Here is an 18,779-nt window from a genome sequence, read left to right as displayed (position 1 = left end):
GGGAGCGAGGCGGCGTGTGGAACGTGCGGAAGGCAGCAGTAATCGGAGCGGGGGTAATGGGGGCGGCTATCGCCGCCCATCTGGCGAACGCCGGTATTCCGTGCCTGCTGCTCGATCTTAGAGATCTCGCGACCAAAGGGCTTGCGAGACTTAAGTCGGCAAAACCGTCCCCCTTATACGACCCTGCTTTTATTGCCCGCATCAGGACGGGGGATCTGGAGCGGGATGTCGCGTCGCTCTCGGAGTGTGACTGGATTATCGAAGCGGTATCGGAAAGGCTGGATGTGAAGCATAACGTGTGGAAAATGATCGACTCGGCATGGCGGCCGGACATGATCGTCAGCAGCAACACCTCGGGTCTGTCGATCAACGAGATCGTTTCCGTATGCGGCGAGGATTGCCGGAAGAACGCGATGGTGACGCATTTTTTCAACCCTCCGAGATATATGAAGCTGCTGGAGATCGTGCCATGCCGGGATACTGATCCGCAGGCGCTCGAAGCCGTTGCCCGATTTTGCCGGGATCGGCTGGGCAAAGGAGTGGTCGTCGCCAAGGATACGCCGAACTTTATCGCGAATCGAATCGGGACGTACGCCATGTTGGCAACGCTTCAGGCGATGGAGAAGCACGGGCTTTCGATCGACGAGGTCGACGCCGTGACGGGGCCTCTGCTCGGACGGCCCAAGAGCGCGACGTTCCGCACGTTAGATTTAGTGGGATTGGATACTTTTCTGCACGTTTGCCGCAACGTCCGGGAGAACGTGGCCGATCCGCTCGAAGCGGCGGCGTTCGCGGACCCGGCGATCGTCGAGGAGTTGGTCGGCAGAGGTTGGTTGGGAGAGAAGAGCGGCGGCGGGTTCTACCGCAAGAATAACGCGGGAAAAGGCAAAGACAAGATCGAAGCGCTCGATCCGGTCTCGATGTCTTACGTCCCGCGGAGCAAAGTATCGTCGCCGGCGCTCGAAGCGGCCAAAATGGCCAAAGGAACCGCGGGTAAACTGCAGGCGCTGTTAGAGGCGGCGGATCACGACCGATTTGCAGCGTTCGCACGAGATGTGATCGAAGCAACGTTGATCTATTCCGCCGAGAAGCTCGGCGAGATCGCCGACACCGCCATCGAGATCGATCGGGCGATGCGATGGGGCTTTAACTGGGAGGAAGGTCCTTTCGAGCTTTGGGACGCTCTTGGCGTAGCGGAAACCGCGGCACGCCTTGAGGCGGAAGGCAAGGCGGTTCCGGCTCCGGTATCGGCGATGCTGGAGAAAGGAACGACGTCTTTTTACATTAAAAAGGCGGGCAGTCTGTTTTATTATTCGCAGGGCCATTACAAGTACGTAGAAGAGAAGACGGAGGAGATTTCTCTTGACGTGCAGCGCGACCGGGGCAGGACGATATTCAAGGGGGACGGGGCAAGCTTGATCGATATCGGCGATGATGTCGTCTGCTTGGAATTCAATTCGCCGCACAATGCGATCGGCCCCGGCGTGCTTTCCGCCATTCGCCGGGCCGCGGAGGAGGTAGAGCGGAATTGGAGGGGGCTCGTGCTGGCCAACGAAGGACGCAATTTCTGCGTAGGGGCCAACCTGATGCTGCTGCTTATGGAAGCGGAGAACGGGGAATGGGAGGAAATCGACCTGATTATCCGCGAGTTCCAGTCGAGCATGAGATCGCTCCGCGTCATGCCGCACCCGGTCGTCGCGGCTCCGCATCGGATGACGTTGGGGGGCGGAGTGGAAGCATGTTTGCCGGCGGATCGGATTCTGTTCGCGGCGGAGACGTATTTCGGTTTAGTAGAGACGGGGGTCGGATTAATACCTGCGGGGGGAGGCTGCATGGCCGCGGCGGCGCTGGCGCATGAACGGGCGGAAGCGGCAGGTTTGGACGACGTGACGGCGCCGATCGCGCGATTGTTCGAAACGATCGCGATGGCGAAAGTGTCGGAAAGCGGTCATGACGTGAAACGGGTCGGCTACTGGAGAGGAGGGGATGCGGTCGTCATTCGCGAGGAAACGCGCATCGCCGAAGCGAAAGGCGCGGTGCTGGAGCTTGATCGCCTGGGTTACGCAGTCCCCGAGGCCGATCGCCGGATCGTCGTCGGCGGCAGGGACGCGGCAGCCCTGTTGAAGGTCGGGGTCTCTTCCATGCGGCGCGGAGGATACATCTCTAACCATGACGCGTTGATCGCCGGGAAGCTAGCGGGCGCATTGACGGGCGGAGACGTTCCCGCCAGCACGGCCATAGGCGAGCAGGCTTTGCTGGACTTGGAACGGGAAGCGTTCCTCAGCTTATGCGGAGAACCGCTGACCCGGGCTCGCATGCGGACGATGCTTGCCACCGGCAAACCTCTTCGAAATTAAAAGGAGGGAAGTTCCATGAAGAGCAGGGAAGCCGTGATCGTATCGGCGGTAAGGACGGCGGTCGGGCGCGGGAAGAAAGGCGGCTTCGCGCAAACGCGGGCGGAAGATCTCGGCGCGGCCGTCGTCCGCGAATCGGTGCGGCGGGTGCCGGGGCTCCGGCCTTCCGATGTAGACGACGTCGTGCTTGGATGCGCGATGCCGGAAGGGGAGCAAGGGACGAACGTTGCTCGGCTCATCACGTTGCTTGCCGGACTTCCCGTCGAGGTTCCGGCGGTGACCGTTAATCGCTTTTGCGCATCGGGTCTTCAGGCGATCGCCCAAGCCGCCGCCGCGATCCACAGCGGCTTGGCCGATACGGTCGTCGCCGGCGGGGTGGAAAGCATGAGCCGAATTCCGATGATGGGATTTAAGCCGTCCCCCCATCCCGGACTTTGCGACGCGATGCCTTCGGCTTATATGAGCATGGGCCATACGGCGGAGCTAGTCGCCAAGAGATGCGGCGTAACGAGAGAGATGCAGGATGTCTTCGCAGCCGGAAGCCATAGCAAAGCGGCTCAAGCCGCCGCGTCAGGCCGGTTCCAAGACGAATTGCTTCCCGTTCTCGCCTCCGCGACCTTTACCGATCCGACGACTATGGAGCTTGCAACGAAGCAATATACCGTGACCCGGGATGAATGCGTAAGACCGGATACGTCCGCCGAGATATTAGCCGAGCTCAAACCGTCATTCTCCGCGGGCGGGACGGTTACGGCGGGCAATTCCTCCCCCTATAGCGATGGGGCTGCGGCCGTTGTCGTCATGAGCCGCGAGAAAGCCGAGAGCCTCGGCATTCAGCCGATGGCGACCTTCCGTTCTTTTGCCGTCGCCGGGCTTCTGCCTGAGATTATGGGGCTTGGACCGATCGAAGCCGTTCCCAAAGCGCTCCGTCAAGCAAAGCTGACGAGGGAGGAAATCTCCCTCTGGGAGATTAACGAAGCGTTCGCCGCCCAATGCGTGCCGGTCATCGACCGGCTCGAGGTCGATTCGGAACTGGTCAACGTAAACGGGGGAGGGATTGCGCTCGGACATCCTTTGGGCTGCACCGGGACCAAACTTACGGTGACGCTGATTCACGAATTGCGAAGATTGGGCGGAGGTTACGGCGTAGTCACGATGTGCGTCGGCGGAGGGATGGGAGCGGCCGGCGTGTTCGAAGTCGGGTAATCGCGATAAAAAGGAGGTGGCGCGCGATGCCTAAATCTGTTTGGGGGGGCGGCCGGTTCGTCGTAGACGACGCGGAAGCGCAGCAGATCGCAACGCCGGAGGACTTCACGGAGGAACAGCTTATGCTTGCCGATACGGTTCGCGCTTTCGTCGAGCGCGATATTCGGCCCCGCGACGGAGAGATCGAGAAGCTGGATTACGGACTGACGGTGCAATTCATGCGCAAGGCAGGCGAGATCGGCTTGCTGGGAGCGGACATTCCTGAAGCTTACGGCGGCTTGGGGCTGGACAAAACGAGCTCGACGCTGCTCGCGGAGACGTTGTCGCCGGCATCATCGTTCGCGCTGTCGGTCGGCGCGCATACCGGAATCGGAACGCTGCCGATCGTGTTCTTCGGCACGCCAGAGCAGAAAAGCCGCTGGCTCCCGCGACTGGCGACCGGGGAGCTGATCGCCGCTTATTGCCTGACCGAGCCGGGCTCCGGTTCGGACGCGCTGGGCGCGAAGACAACCGCCCGTTTGTCCGATGACGGAGAGTCGTATATTCTGAACGGCTCGAAGTTGTACATTACGAATGCCGGTTTTGCCGACTTGTTTATCGTATACGCCAAAGTGGACGGTACTTATTTCAGCGCTTTTGTCGTCGAACGGGATACGCCGGGTTTTACGTTCGGACCGGAAGAGCGCAAGATGGGCATCAAAGGATCATCAACCCGTCCGCTCTTTTTCGAAGAAACGCGTATTCCTGCCGATCATCTGCTCGGCGAGGTGGGAAAAGGCCATCTCATCGCGTTCAACATCTTGAATATCGGCCGGTTTAAGCTGGCTGCCGGCTGCCTAGGCGGCATGAAGGAGGCGATTCGGCTGTCGTCGTCCTTTGCCAACGGTCGGGTGCAGTTCGGCAAAGCGATCTCCTCGTTCCCGCTGATCGCAGCCAAACTCGCGAAGATGAACGTGCTCGCTTACGTAACGGAGAGCATGGTCTACCGGACGGCCGGATTGATCGACGAGTCGCTCGGCCAAGCGGATCTCGACGGCCCGGACGGCGGCATTCAAGCCGCCAAAGCCATAGCCGAGTACGCGCTCGAATGTTCGATCAACAAAGTTTTCGCCTCCGAGGCGATGGACGCGGTCGTGGATGAAGGCGTTCAGATCCACGGAGGCAGCGGATACATTCAGGAATACAAAATCGAGCGCCTATATCGGGATTCACGCATTAACCGAATATTCGAAGGCACGAACGAGATCAACCGTCTGCTCATTCCCTCGACCCTGCTCAAGCGCGCGCTTAAGGGCGAGCTCCCGCTAATCGAGAGAGCCCAGGCGCTGCAGCGGGAGCTGCTTCATCCGACTCCCTTGGCAGCGCGGACGGATTCCGAATCGCTCCTCGCTAAACCGGCGGAGATTCTCGGCGCATTGAAGAAAGTTTTCCTAATGGTCGGCGGTCTTGCGGTGCAAAAGCATGGGCTTAGATTAGAGAGAGAACAGGAGATCGTCGCTTCGCTGGCGGACGCGATGATCGATATGTACGCGCTCGAAAGCGCGCTGCTTCGTACCCGCAAACGGGAAATGCAAGGAACGGAAGCCGTACGGCTGCAGCACGTCGCGGACATGACAGCATTGTTCGCCGAGGAGGCCGCCGAGAGGGCGGGGCAACGTTCCCGAGCGATATTGGCGGCCTTGGAGAAAGGAGAAAACCTACGGTTGCAGCTGTCGGTGCTGAAACGGCTGCTTAGGTTCGAACCGGCGGATGCTTCGGCCTTGCGCAAGCGAATCTCGTCCCGCGTCATATCCGCCGAAAGTTATGTCGGTCTCTAAGGAGGAATGCTAGGTGAGCGAGAACTCCGATATCCAGCCCGGCGATCGCCCATGGCTGCGGAAATATCCGCTTCAGGTTCTGCCTTCTTATGAATATCCGAAAATCAACGTTGCCCGGATGCTGATCGATTCCGCGCGCAACTATCCCGATAACGAAGCCGTAGATTTTCTGGGAAGAAGCATTACGTATAAGGAACTGCTGCGACAATGCCGCAAAATGGCAGACGCTCTCAGGGCTCTTCCGATCGCGAGAGGAGACCGCGTAGCGATTATGCTGCCGAACTGCCCGCAAGGCGTTATCGCCTATTACGGAGCATTAATGGCCGGGGCTGTCGTCGTGCAGACGAATCCGACGTACACCGAGCGGGAGCTGCGTTATCAGTTGACCGACAGCGGGGCTACGGTGCTGATCGTCTTGGATTTGCTTATGCCAAGAGTTCTTAAAGCCAAAGAGAACAACACCGTTCTGAAAACCGTCATTGTCACTTCGTTGTCCGACGCTTTGCCTTTTCCAAAAAACGCGCTCTATCCGCTCAAACGCCGAAGGGAGTATCCCGGTCTTCGCGTGGAGATTAGATCATCGGAAGGTATATTTCGCTGGTCGTCCTGGCTAAGGAAAGGAAAGGCGACGGACACCTGCGAAGAGGTGGACGCGGATGCGGATGTGGCGATGATCCAGTATACGGGAGGAACGACGGGGCATCCTAAAGGGGTTATGCTGACCCATGCGAATTTGGTGGCGAACACGATACAAACGACCGCCTGGTTCTACCGTTTGGAGATCGGAAAGGAAAGATATTTGGCCGCGTTGCCTTTGTTTCATGTATTCGGATTGACGGTACTGATGAATCAAGCGGTATACCGGGCCGGTTCGCTGTTGCTTGTCCCCCGGTTTGAGCCGAAGCTGGTGCTGGATACGGTCCGCCGGCGTAAGCCGACCCTATTCCCGGGAGCGCCTACGATGTATATCGCTCTGCTTAACGATTCGTCGGCCAGAGAAGGCGACCTCGATTCCATCCGCTTCTGCATAAGCGGCGCTGCGCCGCTGCCGCGCGATGTGCAGGAGAAGTTCGAGAAGAAATCGGGAGGCAGGCTGATCGAAGGCTACGGCCTAACGGAAGCGGCTCCGGTTACGCATTGCAATCCGATTTGGGGATACCGCAAGAACGGCACGATCGGCATTCCGCTGCCCGACACGGATGCCAGAATCGTCGGAGAAGACAGCGTTGAGCAGCTGCCGGTCGGCCAGATCGGAGAGCTTGCCGTTCGCGGGCCGCAGGTGATGAAAGGCTACTGGAACCGTCCGGAGGAGACGGCCGGCGTCTTGCAGGACGGCTGGCTAAGGACAGGCGATCTCGGGACGATGGATGACGAAGGCTATTTCTCGATCATCGATCGGAAGAAGGATATCATCCTCGCGGGAGGTTTTAATGTCTATCCACGGGAGATCGAAGAAGTATTGTTCGAACACCCTGCCGTCAAGGAAGCGTCGGTTCTCGGCGTCCCCGATCCTTACCGGGGCGAAACGGTCAAGGCGTATGTCGTGGTGAAGGAAGGCTGGCAAGTGTCGGAGATGCAGTTGGACCGCTGGTGCAGAGATCGGCTGGCGTCATATAAAGTCCCCAAGCAATACGAGTTCAGAAGCAGCCTCCCCCTTTCCTTAATCGGCAAAGTTTTGCGGCGCAAGTTAAGAGAAGAACAAAATTCCGAAGAGGAAGTAAACCTAAATATAACCTAAAAAATGGTTATCAAGAATTGCTGGCAAAGTTGTTTTTCGATATAATATGTGCATATGCGTCAAGTATCATTTCCTTTTTAGATATTAAGGTAAGCGTTTTCAAAAAAATAAGCCGCGGGGGGTGGAACCGTTGATGGATCATAACAACATGAACACAAAAAGGGGGGAACCGTTCAAGTTTAAAAGAAATCGGCCGTCCCATCGTTCGATCTACGGATTAGTCGCGGCTATCGGATTAAGCTTCGTGATCCCCGGGAGTGCTTCCGCTGCGGGAGCCTTGGGCACGTCCGCGTCCCAAGTCAAAGTGGGGACTCTGCCGCTGCTTGCAGCGCTTGGAATCGGGATTGTCGTCGCCGTCGGCGCGGCGATCGCCTTCTTGCAGATGACGGCGAAAGGAAAAGATCACAACGGTACCGCTTCCTCCGTTACGGAAGATGATCAGGAATATATCGAGGAACCGATCGACGAAGAATGGAATGACGAAGAAGCTTCGGCGTTGGAAACGTCCGACGAAGTTCCGATTGCCGATTATACGATACCGGTGACACAAATTCTAAAGTTTCCGGACCAAGCAGAACCCGCGGAAGGATATGAGCCGAGATTGTGCGGATTGGAAGGGGAGCATGCGGGGAATTGCTACCGCGTCTTGAATCGCCGGCTGACTTTCGGCAGGGATCCTTCCCGCTGCGCGATTTTATTTCCGTACGAAGCAGGAGAAATCAGCAGGATTCATTGCACGCTTAGATACATCGAAGAGAACCGACTGTTCATTCTCGAGGATAACGGTTCGTCTAACGGAACTTTCCTCTCGAACGGGGAGAGGCTCAAGCCGGGCGTGAGATACGAGCTTCGATCGGGGGAGCGCTTTTCCTTGTCGGGACGACAACAATGCTTCGAAGTGAAGGATGACGAGCAGCGGGTGGTATGACTTGACATCCATGGGAATAGAAGCTTGGCGTTTTTCCCTTTATCCCGTAACCGAAAAATGGTATAATCAGAAAATGCAGGAACGTTTTCTTATAAGGCAACTAGCGGTGGAACAATGTGTTTGAAGGAAGAACCCTGTCCGGGGTCGAGGGAATAATTCCGGATCGGAATCCATTCCACTGGGAGGGAATTGCATGGCCAAACGTAGCCACAATGAAGTTCAAGAAAGTTTGCGAGAACTGACTAGAATTTTCCGACCGAAGGATCCGCGCAAGTTTGTTAAAGATTACATCCGCAAATACCGTATTACCGGTGGTTACGAAGACGAATTGACCGTGCTCGTGGAACGCGAGCTGACGAAATTAAATTCTCCGGCTTCATAGCCGAGAGAAAAACGACCGAGAGCAGGGCCACAAGGCCTTGTTCCCGGTCGTTCTTTTTGTTACTGTCCCGTACCGCTTTTCGAATGAATATTCTGTTTTTGCTTTAGATAGAGAGGAAGCGGAATTTTCTCTCCCATGCCGAACGTATACTGGACAAGCGTATTGAAATCATTCGTGAGCGGTGAGAGAGGTTTTTTCAGCCAGGCCTCTTTGGCGAATTCCAGCGATTGGTTGACGAATTCGCGGTTCGCGGAGACATGCACTTCTTGAACGCGAGGCGCTTGTTTTCGCACCGTTGTGCCGATGACCTGTCGAAGCTCGGAAGACAAGCTGCTGACGTCCTTGTGCGTGAAGAAAGAGTTATAAGGCGTCGCGACTTGACGGTTGTCCCACTTTGGACTGCCGGTACCGACGTTGTATACCCCTTCGGTCGTTCCCGAATTATCCTGCTCGTGCGACCGGACGCCTCCGATGGCTTCGGTGCCCGTCGCCGACCAATCGGTCAGGATCCCGACGTAAGCGTTCTTGTCGGTCAAGAAGACCAATGCCGTATTGATTCCAGGCAAAGCCGCAACTTGATTGGATAGGGCGGAGCTATATTCGAAATAACGGTTCTCGTGCCGTTTCGGGTCCGCGGAATAAGATCCGTAAGAGCGGACCTGCATCATTTTCGGATCGTTCGCAGCTCGACTGGCGTAATCCTGATTGCTTTTCTGAAAATGGGATTTGTAATTGCAGCCGCTTATCAGCCCGAGGATAAGGACAAGACCGATCGCGATCCGTAAACGGCGGACGGACACCATAGCATAACCCCCTAAAAATTCGTTCGTGAATAGGTTTTACCGAACTCGGCAAAGTATGCGCGCGAGGGCGCACATAAAAGTCCGGCAAATTGGCAAAAAGAAGGGAGAGGAGGAAAGAGGGGAATGTCAAACGAGCTTTCGGGAGGTTGTTCGCACAAAGGTCGTCTAAAGGAGGTCTTTGATGCGGCAAAAGAGCAAAAATCCCTAGAGCGACGGCGTTTTTGACAGTTTTGAGAACAATTTGTGAACTGGTCTGTGAACATTGACAAGACAGCGCAACAATCTTTATATTAATTAGAGTGCTTGAAGAGCGTTTGTTGCTTGGTCCAACATCCGTGTACATATAGAGAACGTTTGCCGTATAGGCAAACGATTTTCTATGAAAACGTCAAAATGGGGTTGATAAGATGAATCGGTGGCCTGTAATGAAGCGCTTGCTTCCGCTGCTTACTGGGCTGGTGCTGCTGCTGACAGCATGCGGAAGAGAAGACCTTTCAGCTCTGAATCCGCAAGGACCGGTAGCTGAGAAACAATTTGAGTTGATGAAACTGTCCATTGGCATTATGGCTTTGGTCATTGTCGTCGTGTTCATCATCTGTATTTACGTTCTGATTCGCTTCCGTCGTCGCAAAGGGGATAAGACGATCCCTAAGCAAGTGGAAGGAAATCACACGCTGGAGATTATCTGGACGACGATTCCTCTCGTCTTGCTGCTCGTTCTAGCCGTTCCTACGATCAACAACGTATTCGGCTTAGCTAAGGATTACAGCAAAGACAAAAACGCCGTGCACGTTAAAGTAACGGCGCATCAATATTGGTGGGAATTCGAATACACGGATTACGGAATTACGACGGCTCAAGACCTGATCGTTCCGACGGACAAGAAAATCGCGTTCGAATTGGTCGCGGCCGACGTGAAACACTCCTTCTGGATTCCTGCAATCGGCGGCAAGATGGACACGAATCCCGGATCGACGAACAGGATGTTCCTCGAGTTCCCTAAAGAAGGCGTTTTCCGCGGCAAGTGCGCGGAGCTATGTGGACCTTCGCATGCCTTGATGGATTTTAAAGCGAAAGCGGTTAGCCCGGAATCCTTCGATCGTTGGGTAGCGGCCATGAAGGCGCCAGCGCAAATGCCTGCGGATCCGGAACTTGCGGAGAAGTTCACTTCGCAATGCTTGAGCTGCCACGCAGTTGGCGAGAACGGCGGCAACAGCGCGCCAAACTTGACCGGCGTAGGCGGACGCGAGACGGTTGGCGGAATTTTGTATAACGACGAGGCCGGCGTGGAACAAAACATTCACGATTGGGTCATCGATCCTCAGAAATACAAAAAAGGCGCAATGATGCCGACTGCGGAAGACAACAGTCTGACGCCTGAAGAAGTCTCAGGCATTGCCAAGTATTTGGCTGAATATAAGCTCGACTATTAATCAGCGGGACAACTGAAGGAGGTACGTGGCCTTGGCAGCACATGCACACGGACACAAAGTCAAGCGCTATAGCGGCTTGATGGATTGGCTAACGACCGTCGACCATAAGAAGATCGGCATCCTGTATTTGATCGCGGGATTGTTCTTCTTCCTGATCGGTGGATTGGAGGCGATCATCATTCGGATTCAGCTGATTAAGCCGATGAATGATGTCGTTTCTGGTAGTACTTTTAACGAATTAATTACGATGCATGGAACAACCATGATCTTTTTGGCCGCGATGCCATTGCTGTTTGCGCTCATGAACGCGATTATTCCGCTTCAGATCGGCGCGCGCGACGTCGCGTTCCCTTTCCTGAATTCCTTGGGATTCTGGACGTTTTTCCTCGGCGGCTTGCTGCTTAACCTGAGCTGGTTTGCAGGAACCGTACCGGACGCGGGATGGACTTCATACGTGCCTCTGGCAGGTCCGATCTACAGTTCGGGACACGGCGTCGATTTCTATGTCATCGGTCTTCAAATTGCCGGTATCGGTACGCTTCTGGGCGGGATCAACTTCATGGCGACCATCATCAACATGCGTGCGCCAGGGTTGACTTTCATGAGGCTTCCAATGTTTACTTGGACGATCTTCATTACATCCGCTCTGATCGTATTCGCGTTCCCGGCGCTGACCGTCGGTCTCGTCGCGATTATGTTCGACCGTTTGTTCAACGCGAATTTCTTCGATGTCGCCAACGGAGGCAACGGCGTTCTCTGGGAGCACATCTTCTGGGTGTTCGGTCACCCTGAGGTTTATATCCTGATCTTGCCGGCTTTCGGCGTGATTTCCGAAGTCATCAGTACGTTCGCTCGCAAGCGTTTGTTCGGATATAGCTCCATGGTATTCGCGACGGTATTGATCGCGTTCCTGGGCTTCATGGTTTGGGCTCACCACATGTTCACGACAGGACTCGGTCCAGTCGCTAACGGATTGTTCTCCATTGCGACAATGCTGATCGCGGTTCCTACGGGAATAAAAATCTTTAACTGGTTGTTTACGTTGTGGGGCGGATCGATTCGCTTTACGACCGCGAGCATGTTCGCGATCGGCTTTGTCCCTACATTCGTAATGGGCGGAGTAACCGGCGTTATGTTGGCATCCGCTCCGGCCGACTATCAATATCACGATACTTATTTCGTCGTCGCCCACTTCCACTACGTTATCGTAGGTGGTCTGGTGCTCGGTATTTTCGCCGGCTTGCACTACTGGTGGCCGAAAATGTTCGGACGTATGCTTAACGAAACACTTGGTAAACTAACGTTCTGGACGTTCTTCATCGGTTTCCACTTGACGTTCTTCGTTCAGCACTTCCTCGGATTGCTGGGCATGCCTCGCCGGGTATACACGTACTTGGGCGGCCAAGGCTTCGATAACATGAACTTGATCAGTACGGTAGGCGCAATTTTGATGGGTATCGGAACGATCGTATTCCTTCTGAACATCTTCATTACTTGGGCGAAACCGCGCAACGCTTCCAACGACCCTTGGGAAGACGGTCGCTCGCTCGAATGGACGATCTCGTCCCCGGCGCCTGAGTACAACTTCAAACAAACTCCGCTCGTTCGCGGATACGATGCTTGGTGGAAGGAAAAGATGGAAGGCAACACGGCTATGACGCCTGCAGAACCAGTCGGTTCGATTCACATGCCTTCGCCGTCCATTCTACCGCTCATTATGAGCATCGGATTGTTCGTCGCCGGTTTCGGATTTATGTATGACAAGCTTATTGTCGCGGGCCTCGGTTTGGCGATTACGTTAGGCTGCATGGCGATCCGTTCCCTGTTTGACGATCACGGTTTCCACATTGAACCGGAAGATCAAGATGAGGGGGTGCAAGCATGAGCGCACATGACCACGTAGAGGGGCAATTGCCTCATGAGCCGGAGAAAGCGACTCTGGAAGCCCGCAATAAAATTTTGGGTTTCTGGTTGTTCCTCGGCGCTGAAGTCGTTCTCTTCGGAACGTTGTTCGCTGCATTCCTGGCTCTGCGCCATAATATTGGCGACGGGCCATCGGCAAGCGAGTTGTTCCAGCTTCCGATGGTATTCGCAGCGACGATGATCCTGCTTACGTCCAGTTTGACCAGCGTATTCGCGGTTCAAGCTATGCATCAGCATAACAAAAAGTCGATGCTGACATGGTTGATCATCACGATTATTCTCGGCCTCGGCTTCCTTGGACTGGAAATTTACGAATTCACGGAGTACGTGCACGAAGGTCACGGCTTCACGACAAGCGCATTCAGCTCTTCTTTCTATACGCTGGTCGGATTCCACGGCGCACACGTCGCGTTCGGGGTATTGTGGATCGCTCTCGTCATCGGCCAAGTGTTCAAGAAAGGCTTTAACGTCGTGACGGCGCCCAAGGTTTATATTTCCGCCATTTACTGGCATTTTATCGACGTTGTCTGGGTTTTCATCTTCACCGTGGTTTACTTGATGGGAAAGGTGGCTGGTTAACATGTCGAGCAACCATAACCATGCGGCTTCCAGGGAAGTCTCCAAACGGCATAAAGTCGAAGGGCCTCAGAAGCACATCGTCGGTTTCATTCTGTCGCTCGCTTTGACGATCATCGCCTTCGCGGCGGTAGCCGCCGGCGAAATTAACGAAACCTTTACGTACATCATTCTGGTTGCCATGGCGGTCGTTCAAGTCATCATTCAGATGGCATTCTGGATGCATATGAAGGATCGCGGTCACTTGTTTCCGATCATCGGCATTATTGCCGGAGTCTTCGTCGTGATTACAATGGTCATTATGGCGTTATACTGGGTATGGTGGTAAATCCGGCATACGGATTTAAATTTCAGAGAGGCGGGCCACAATCCGTCCTCTCTTTTTTAATGAAGGGAGGACGTTGCCCGTTATGATGGGATTGGAATATTTCTCGTTTCGCGATTTGTGGAGCCCGGCGTTTATGATTTTCATGATGGCGATCGTCGTTCTGTATACTTTCGTGATCGGGCCGTGGAGACACCATTTCGCGAACAGCAGCCCCGTGTCGGTCTCTCGTCAGCTCGTTTTCTTCCTAGCGATCGTCTTACTGTATTTAACGCAGGGAGGACCCCTTAGCCTGCTTGGACATCTCATGTTTACGTTCCATATGACGAACATGGCGCTCGCTTACGTACTCGTTCCGCCTATGCTTATCTATGGAATTCCAGATTGGCTATGGCGTTCGGCGTTCGGTGCTCGAATATGGCGTCCGGCTATATTCCGTTATATCATGCATCCTATTGTCAGCTTGCTGGCGTTTATCCTGTTATTCTCGCTCTATCACATTCCAAGCAACCATGACTGGATTATGACGCATTTTACGGTTCATCGAATCTATTTTGCGCTATTGTTTGTAACTTCAATGGCGATGTGGTGGCACGTATATTGTCCGATTCCGGAATGGAGAAGAATTTCCCATCTGCTTACCCTGGGATATATTTTCATGGGCGGCTTGCTTCTGACTCCCGCTTGCGTCATGATCATCTTTGCCGGAAAACCGTTGTTCGGCGTCTATAATGATCCTCAAGTATGGGCTCAGGCGATGGGGTACTGCGTATCGGGCAATCCGGCTGAATTGTTGGAGAAATTCGATGGGCCAACTTTCTTCAATATGCTAAGCGTAATTGACGACCAACAGCTCGGCGGTATCATTATGAAGCTGCTGCAGGAAGGGGTTAACATAGCGGCTCTCTATTCCGTATTCATGCAGTGGTATCGCAGAGACCGTTCGCGAGAGAAGGACAACGTTCTTGAACCGGTAGGGGCAGAGTAACACTTATTAACAATGTGTGACGATCCGCCGAAACGTTTGAACTCGTCCCGACGGACGGGTACAATGATAGCAAGAAACGAAGATGAGACGATAGATAGAACAGGTGGATGCATATGTCGTGGTATGATATTTTTCCGCTCGTCAGCACAAGCTTTATCCTGATCAGCGGGATATTGGTCGCCATCGGATGGCGGCTTATTATCAAGAAGAAAAGGGAAGCTCACGAGAAGGTTATGGTTGCGGCTGCGATCGCGGCAACGCTGTTTTTCATTATCTACGTATCGCGCACGATCTTCGTGGGCAACACGATGTTTAACGGACCGGAGAGCCTAAAGACGGTATATCTGATTTTCCTGCTGTTCCATATCGTGCTTGCGACGGTTGCCGCCGTATTCGGGATTACGACGCTAACGCTTGCCTACCGCAAAAACTTCGCCAAACACCGCAAAGTCGGACGGACGACGTCGTTAATCTGGTTCGCTACGGTCGTAACGGGGGTTACGGTATACGTGCTGCTCTATCTGTGCTATCCGGGCGGACATACGAAACCGGTTATCCAGGCGATATTCGGATAATAGGAGAATTGCGAGAGGCCACGCCTTTAGTCATCGAAGATGACTGAAGGGTGGCCTTTTTTGTTTATCATCCAAATAACATTTTGCTGTTTAAGGATTTTCCCTGATATACGAATAATCTCATACATTTAGGGCCACTCACACGTCGTTTTCACCGATTGTATTTGAAATTTCATACAGAAATAGATGTGATGGAGGCGAAAGTGAATATTATATATGAAAATTCATACAGAAATGTCACTATACTAAGTTAAATTGAAAATTATATATGAAATTTCATACAGAAATGGACAAACGGGGATAAAGCCCGGAATTATATATGAAATTTAATACACATTAGTACTTAGACGGGGCGATCCACCAATTATTCTTAAAAAATCATGACCAATCACGTTAGACCTGGCTGTCGCCACAGCACTTCATTTCTCCCAACACCGCCGAAAATGAGCGATAGTACCTAAATAGCTGCGTCTGTGTCCGTTAGAGTAGATTGGGTGAGTGGCGCGTGCTATTAGTGATCGACGGACTTGGTGGGGCTAGAAACTTTATCCATTCAGATTCGTCTAAATAGGTGCAAAGAGCCGATGACGAGAAGCCGATAGGTTTCATCGGAAAAGCGAATGGAGGGAATATCTTGAGAACCATGAAGCAAGTAGCAGGTCTGGCGCTTACGCTAATCTTGCTCGTCCCGGTTATGCCAACGGCTAATGGGGAGGCAGCGGCAGCCGCGAAAACCTCATATACCGGTCATTACGGTGATAACGCATCGGACAAGACGGCCGTGCTCAAGCCTAAATGGCAGGCTCAGATGGATAACGCGGACGGGGGCTCCTCGAATATCGCGATGGCGGATGGCAAAGTTTATTACTCCTTCAAGGAAAAGATCATTGCCGCCGATGTGACGACGGGCAAAGCAAGATGGACTTATAACAGCTATCATTCGACTCCCTTGTTAGCGGGCGGGGGAAACCTCTTTTTCGTGAATCCGCAGGGATACCTAATTAAGCTTAACGGCAAGACAGGGGCAGTCAGTTGGAAAACCAAAGCCGCAGACGCGTCGGATTACGTGTCAAACTCTCTGAGGTATGACAATAGTATATTATATATTTTCGATAAGGGGATCAGCCTTACCGCTTACGACGAGTCGACCGGAAAGAGGAAGTGGGCGGCGAAGCTGAAAGACGACGGCGGCTGGGGAGAAATTCAGGGCATCTATAATGGAGTCGTCGTTATTAACGGAAGTGTTAGCGGCGCAATCACAACGGTTCCGTATTTCGGCTTTGACGCGGAGACGGGGCGGCAGCTCTGGAAGCTCGACGGGATTCACTCCGACGTTCTTGACGAACAAGGCGGTTATCTTTACTTAAGGAATAACTGGCCGGTTCTCGATAACGGTTATGCGGCCGTCATTGATAAAGTAGATACCAAGACGGGCAAAGTCGTTCAGACCTTGTCGTTTATTCCCGAAGAAGACGTAGCCGGATATAATGCTACCCAGGTCGTAATCGAAGGGAACTCGATTTATATCGAGCAGCAGGTTGGGAGAAATAGGGTGTCCGTTTTCTCGCTAGATCAGGAACCGGAGAATCAGAAGCCCAAAGTCTATACGGGTTATGGCAAGTGGGTGGCGGGACCTTATCTGGGGCAGCTATATTTCGTGAAAGATTTGAAATTAATCCGTCTTAAAGAGGGAGGATACGGGGTCGCGGTCAATGGCGCCAACAATCCGGTCAGCCAATTAGATTTGATCGGCCAAGGCGCCTTCATCGGGCTGACCGACGGCCAGTTCATCTTGGCGGATGCCGCCACCGGCAAGGCGGCAGGCAAACTGCAAACCGGATCCCGGCAATACGGGGCCACGAAGGTGGAAAATGGGATGGCGATTATTCAAGCCGAGAATAGGCTGCTTGCTGTCGCTTTACCTTCCGCTTTGGCGAAATAAACGTCCCGCTCGTGATAAAGGATCGCTCTATTCAGAGCGATCCTTTATCATTTTCGCAGCTTTCTTGTAATTGCTTTCCGAGAATATGACAAACTTGTTCGTGCCCTCGAAGTAACCCCTGTACTGAAAAAACTCCGTTATCTCGATTCGGATGATTCGCCGATAATCCGCGACTTGAGCGCGATCCGTTTTCTCGAAATGGCATCCCGAGTTGTTGAGGTTATCGACGAGCAGGCTCAGATTGTTCCCTAACGTGAAGTAAAACCTATCTGTTGCGGTGTGGACTTGAATCGTCGCTTCGTAGAAGTGGAGATATAGGATGGAGTCCAACGGCAACGCTACGATGCCGGTTGTACCTTTAGGGTCTCGACTAACCGGGAGCTCCTTGATCCACTCCATAAGCTCCTCCTATTGCAGCTCCTCAGGCATTTCGGGGTCATACAAACCAAAACCGCAAGCAAACGAAGATTGTACAAATGCAACTAATCCTAAAATCGTGGAAAGAACGAATAATGCTGAAATCCTGAATTTTCTCATGCACTGCTCCCTCCTTTCCTAAAGTGGATGAGTGTCGCGGCTTGCAGGAAAAATGCTATAGATAGAACGGGCGACATGACGAAGAAATTTACAGTGATAATCGCCCCTCCTGCCAGCTTAATGATATGGTGCTGCTTCACGATCGATCGTTTCCCTTGCGGGGCGAATACGATACAGAGCAGCAAACTTCCAAGTGTAAGCGCAAAGATAACGGAAGTGGATTGCGCGTATTGTGCAATGAAAGGAATCATATTAAATGCGATTATTGTCGTCGCAATACACGCGGTCGGTGATGAAAAGTGGCGCCCGCCCGTAATGAACCGTAACAATAGAAAAGCGATTAGCGCGAGAAAAACTTGTGATGCTTGCGTGAGCAGGCTTCCTATGACTAAGGAAACAGTAACGATAATAGAATTGAGAATAATCGTTTCGATCGCAAATTTTTGGACGGGAAGACTAACTGAATGGTCGGGATTTGCGGAGTGAATTCTAACTGCCAGATTGTCCGCAAGCTTACTGCTCCAATTCATGCAAACGTTCCTCCTTTTCCATTTTCCTGCTCAGAATGAGGAGAGCGATTAAAGCAAACCCAACGGAAATAACCATATAAAGATTATTTAAGAAAACAAATTGAAGTATCAATGCGAGCATTATGAGTACTAACAATACGAGCCAGATATGTTTACGTCGCCATGAAGGAAATTCATAGGTAAAGCCGGCGCCACGATAGTAATAGAGGAAAGAGAAGGATAACAAAATAACAGCCGAAAAGATTTGCACCAGGGATAAATAGAAAAGATTGCTCTGGACAGATCCCATGGTTACCCCAAATGCATCAAAAACCATTAATACAATCATCTGAACGATACCTACGGCTGCATAACCTGTGGTCATGATTACGGATGCCCAAACAAGCCGAATTTTACTAACAAAGTGGATAAATAAGGTGAAGCAGATGAGATAGGTTAATGGTACGATGATCGTAAATTCATTGACGACCTTTAAATCTCGCAATAAATGGGAGAAGACGGCTAAAAAGATGCAGAGAATCAACTTCCTCCAAAAAAACTCTTTGAAAGGGAACCGGAATAGCATGTAGCCGGTCGAAAGCATACAGAACGCTTCAAGAGTATACACCGTTATGTATATAAGGGATTCCACCAACTATTCTCCTTTCAGTAGAATCTGACTAGATTATACAAAATTTTCTTATAATTTGGAATATCTGAAAATTGCTGTTTACGAGAAATTT

The 18,779-nt window shown here is 52.7% G+C and carries 18 protein-coding genes; 13 read left to right on the top strand and 5 right to left on the bottom strand.

Going from position 1 to position 18,779, the window contains the following annotated elements:
• Positions 1–14: 14 nt before the first annotated feature.
• From FPZ45_RS09210 to FPZ45_RS09185, 6 genes are all read left to right on the top strand, one after another.
• On the top strand, positions 15–2,357 hold the full coding sequence (locus FPZ45_RS09210; protein ID WP_281284891.1) for a 3-hydroxyacyl-CoA dehydrogenase/enoyl-CoA hydratase family protein: 2,343 nt from the start codon (positions 15–17) through the stop codon (positions 2,355–2,357).
• A 15-nt stretch (positions 2,358–2,372) separates the two neighbouring features.
• Entirely contained in the window at positions 2,373–3,560 is a 1,188-nt protein-coding gene (locus tag FPZ45_RS09205) for a thiolase family protein (RefSeq protein ID WP_144700516.1), read from the top strand.
• A 26-nt stretch (positions 3,561–3,586) separates the two neighbouring features.
• Positions 3,587–5,377: an acyl-CoA dehydrogenase family protein gene (locus tag FPZ45_RS09200; RefSeq protein ID WP_144700514.1), complete on the top strand. Its 1,791-nt coding sequence runs from the start codon at positions 3,587–3,589 to the stop codon at positions 5,375–5,377.
• Positions 5,378–5,390: 13 nt separating this feature from the next.
• Positions 5,391–7,115: a long-chain-fatty-acid--CoA ligase gene (locus FPZ45_RS09195; protein WP_246120389.1), complete on the top strand. Its 1,725-nt coding sequence runs from the start codon at positions 5,391–5,393 to the stop codon at positions 7,113–7,115.
• A gap of 133 nt (positions 7,116–7,248) precedes the next feature.
• Complete coding sequence (locus FPZ45_RS09190) at positions 7,249–8,043, top strand: FHA domain-containing protein (RefSeq protein WP_186438309.1); 795 nt, start codon at positions 7,249–7,251, stop codon at positions 8,041–8,043.
• A gap of 193 nt (positions 8,044–8,236) precedes the next feature.
• On the top strand, positions 8,237–8,425 hold the full coding sequence (locus FPZ45_RS09185) for a hypothetical protein (protein ID WP_144700512.1): 189 nt from the start codon (positions 8,237–8,239) through the stop codon (positions 8,423–8,425).
• Between the two features lie 59 nt (positions 8,426–8,484).
• Here FPZ45_RS09185 and FPZ45_RS09180 read toward each other — a convergent pair whose 3' ends face one another.
• The gene (locus tag FPZ45_RS09180) at positions 8,485–9,228 is read right to left on the bottom strand and encodes a hypothetical protein (protein WP_144700510.1); all 744 of its coding nucleotides are present in this window, start codon (positions 9,226–9,228) and stop codon (positions 8,485–8,487) included.
• A 407-nt stretch (positions 9,229–9,635) separates the two neighbouring features.
• Between FPZ45_RS09180 and coxB the strand changes: the two genes are divergently transcribed.
• The 7 genes from coxB to FPZ45_RS09145 all read left to right on the top strand — a co-directional run bounded on the left by coxB (position 9,636) and on the right by FPZ45_RS09145 (position 16,990).
• On the top strand, positions 9,636–10,661 hold the full coding sequence (gene coxB / locus FPZ45_RS09175; RefSeq protein ID WP_246120388.1) for a cytochrome c oxidase subunit II: 1,026 nt from the start codon (positions 9,636–9,638) through the stop codon (positions 10,659–10,661).
• Between the two features lie 79 nt (positions 10,662–10,740).
• Positions 10,741–12,546 carry a cytochrome c oxidase subunit I gene (gene ctaD / locus FPZ45_RS09170; protein ID WP_144700816.1) on the top strand — a complete coding sequence of 602 codons (1,806 nt, stop codon included), beginning with the start codon at positions 10,741–10,743 and terminating at the stop codon, positions 12,544–12,546.
• Positions 12,543–13,163 (top strand): cytochrome (ubi)quinol oxidase subunit III, encoded by a 621-nt coding sequence (locus FPZ45_RS09165; RefSeq protein WP_144700508.1) that lies wholly within the window; start codon positions 12,543–12,545, stop codon positions 13,161–13,163. The genes ctaD and FPZ45_RS09165 overlap by 4 nt, the downstream gene beginning before the upstream one ends.
• Before the next feature lies 1 nt (position 13,164).
• Positions 13,165–13,488: a cytochrome C oxidase subunit IV family protein gene (locus FPZ45_RS09160; protein ID WP_144700506.1), complete on the top strand. Its 324-nt coding sequence runs from the start codon at positions 13,165–13,167 to the stop codon at positions 13,486–13,488.
• A gap of 82 nt (positions 13,489–13,570) precedes the next feature.
• On the top strand, positions 13,571–14,473 hold the full coding sequence (gene ctaG / locus FPZ45_RS09155; protein WP_144700504.1) for a cytochrome c oxidase assembly factor CtaG: 903 nt from the start codon (positions 13,571–13,573) through the stop codon (positions 14,471–14,473).
• Between the two features lie 113 nt (positions 14,474–14,586).
• A complete protein-coding gene (locus tag FPZ45_RS09150) occupies positions 14,587–15,048 on the top strand; it encodes a DUF420 domain-containing protein (RefSeq protein WP_144700502.1) in 462 nt (153 codons plus the stop codon).
• 643 nt (positions 15,049–15,691) lie between these two features.
• The gene (locus FPZ45_RS09145; protein WP_246120397.1) at positions 15,692–16,990 is read left to right on the top strand and encodes an outer membrane protein assembly factor BamB family protein; all 1,299 of its coding nucleotides are present in this window, start codon (positions 15,692–15,694) and stop codon (positions 16,988–16,990) included.
• 27 nt (positions 16,991–17,017) lie between these two features.
• On the opposite strand, the gene FPZ45_RS09140 is transcribed toward FPZ45_RS09145, so the two are convergent.
• The 4 genes from FPZ45_RS09140 to FPZ45_RS09125 are packed head-to-tail and all read right to left on the bottom strand — an operon-like array spanning position 17,018 to position 18,688.
• Positions 17,018–17,389, bottom strand: a complete 372-nt coding sequence (locus FPZ45_RS09140; RefSeq protein WP_144700498.1) for a hypothetical protein — start codon at positions 17,387–17,389, stop codon at positions 17,018–17,020.
• Positions 17,390–17,398: 9 nt separating this feature from the next.
• The gene (locus tag FPZ45_RS09135; RefSeq protein ID WP_144700496.1) at positions 17,399–17,527 is read right to left on the bottom strand and encodes a cyclic lactone autoinducer peptide; all 129 of its coding nucleotides are present in this window, start codon (positions 17,525–17,527) and stop codon (positions 17,399–17,401) included.
• Positions 17,524–18,057, bottom strand: a complete 534-nt coding sequence (locus tag FPZ45_RS09130) for an accessory gene regulator B family protein (protein ID WP_144700494.1) — start codon at positions 18,055–18,057, stop codon at positions 17,524–17,526. Before FPZ45_RS09130 ends, FPZ45_RS09135 begins: the two co-directional genes overlap by 4 nt.
• A complete protein-coding gene (locus FPZ45_RS09125; protein ID WP_144700492.1) occupies positions 18,041–18,688 on the bottom strand; it encodes a hypothetical protein in 648 nt (215 codons plus the stop codon). Before FPZ45_RS09125 ends, FPZ45_RS09130 begins: the two co-directional genes overlap by 17 nt.
• Positions 18,689–18,779: the final 91 nt, after the last annotated feature.

Source organism: Cohnella terricola, from assembly GCF_007786475.1.
GTDB lineage: Bacteria > Bacillota > Bacilli > Paenibacillales > Paenibacillaceae > Cohnella > Cohnella terricola.
Note: the sequence above shows the minus strand (reverse complement) of the source record. Positions and strands in the feature narration are given on the sequence as shown.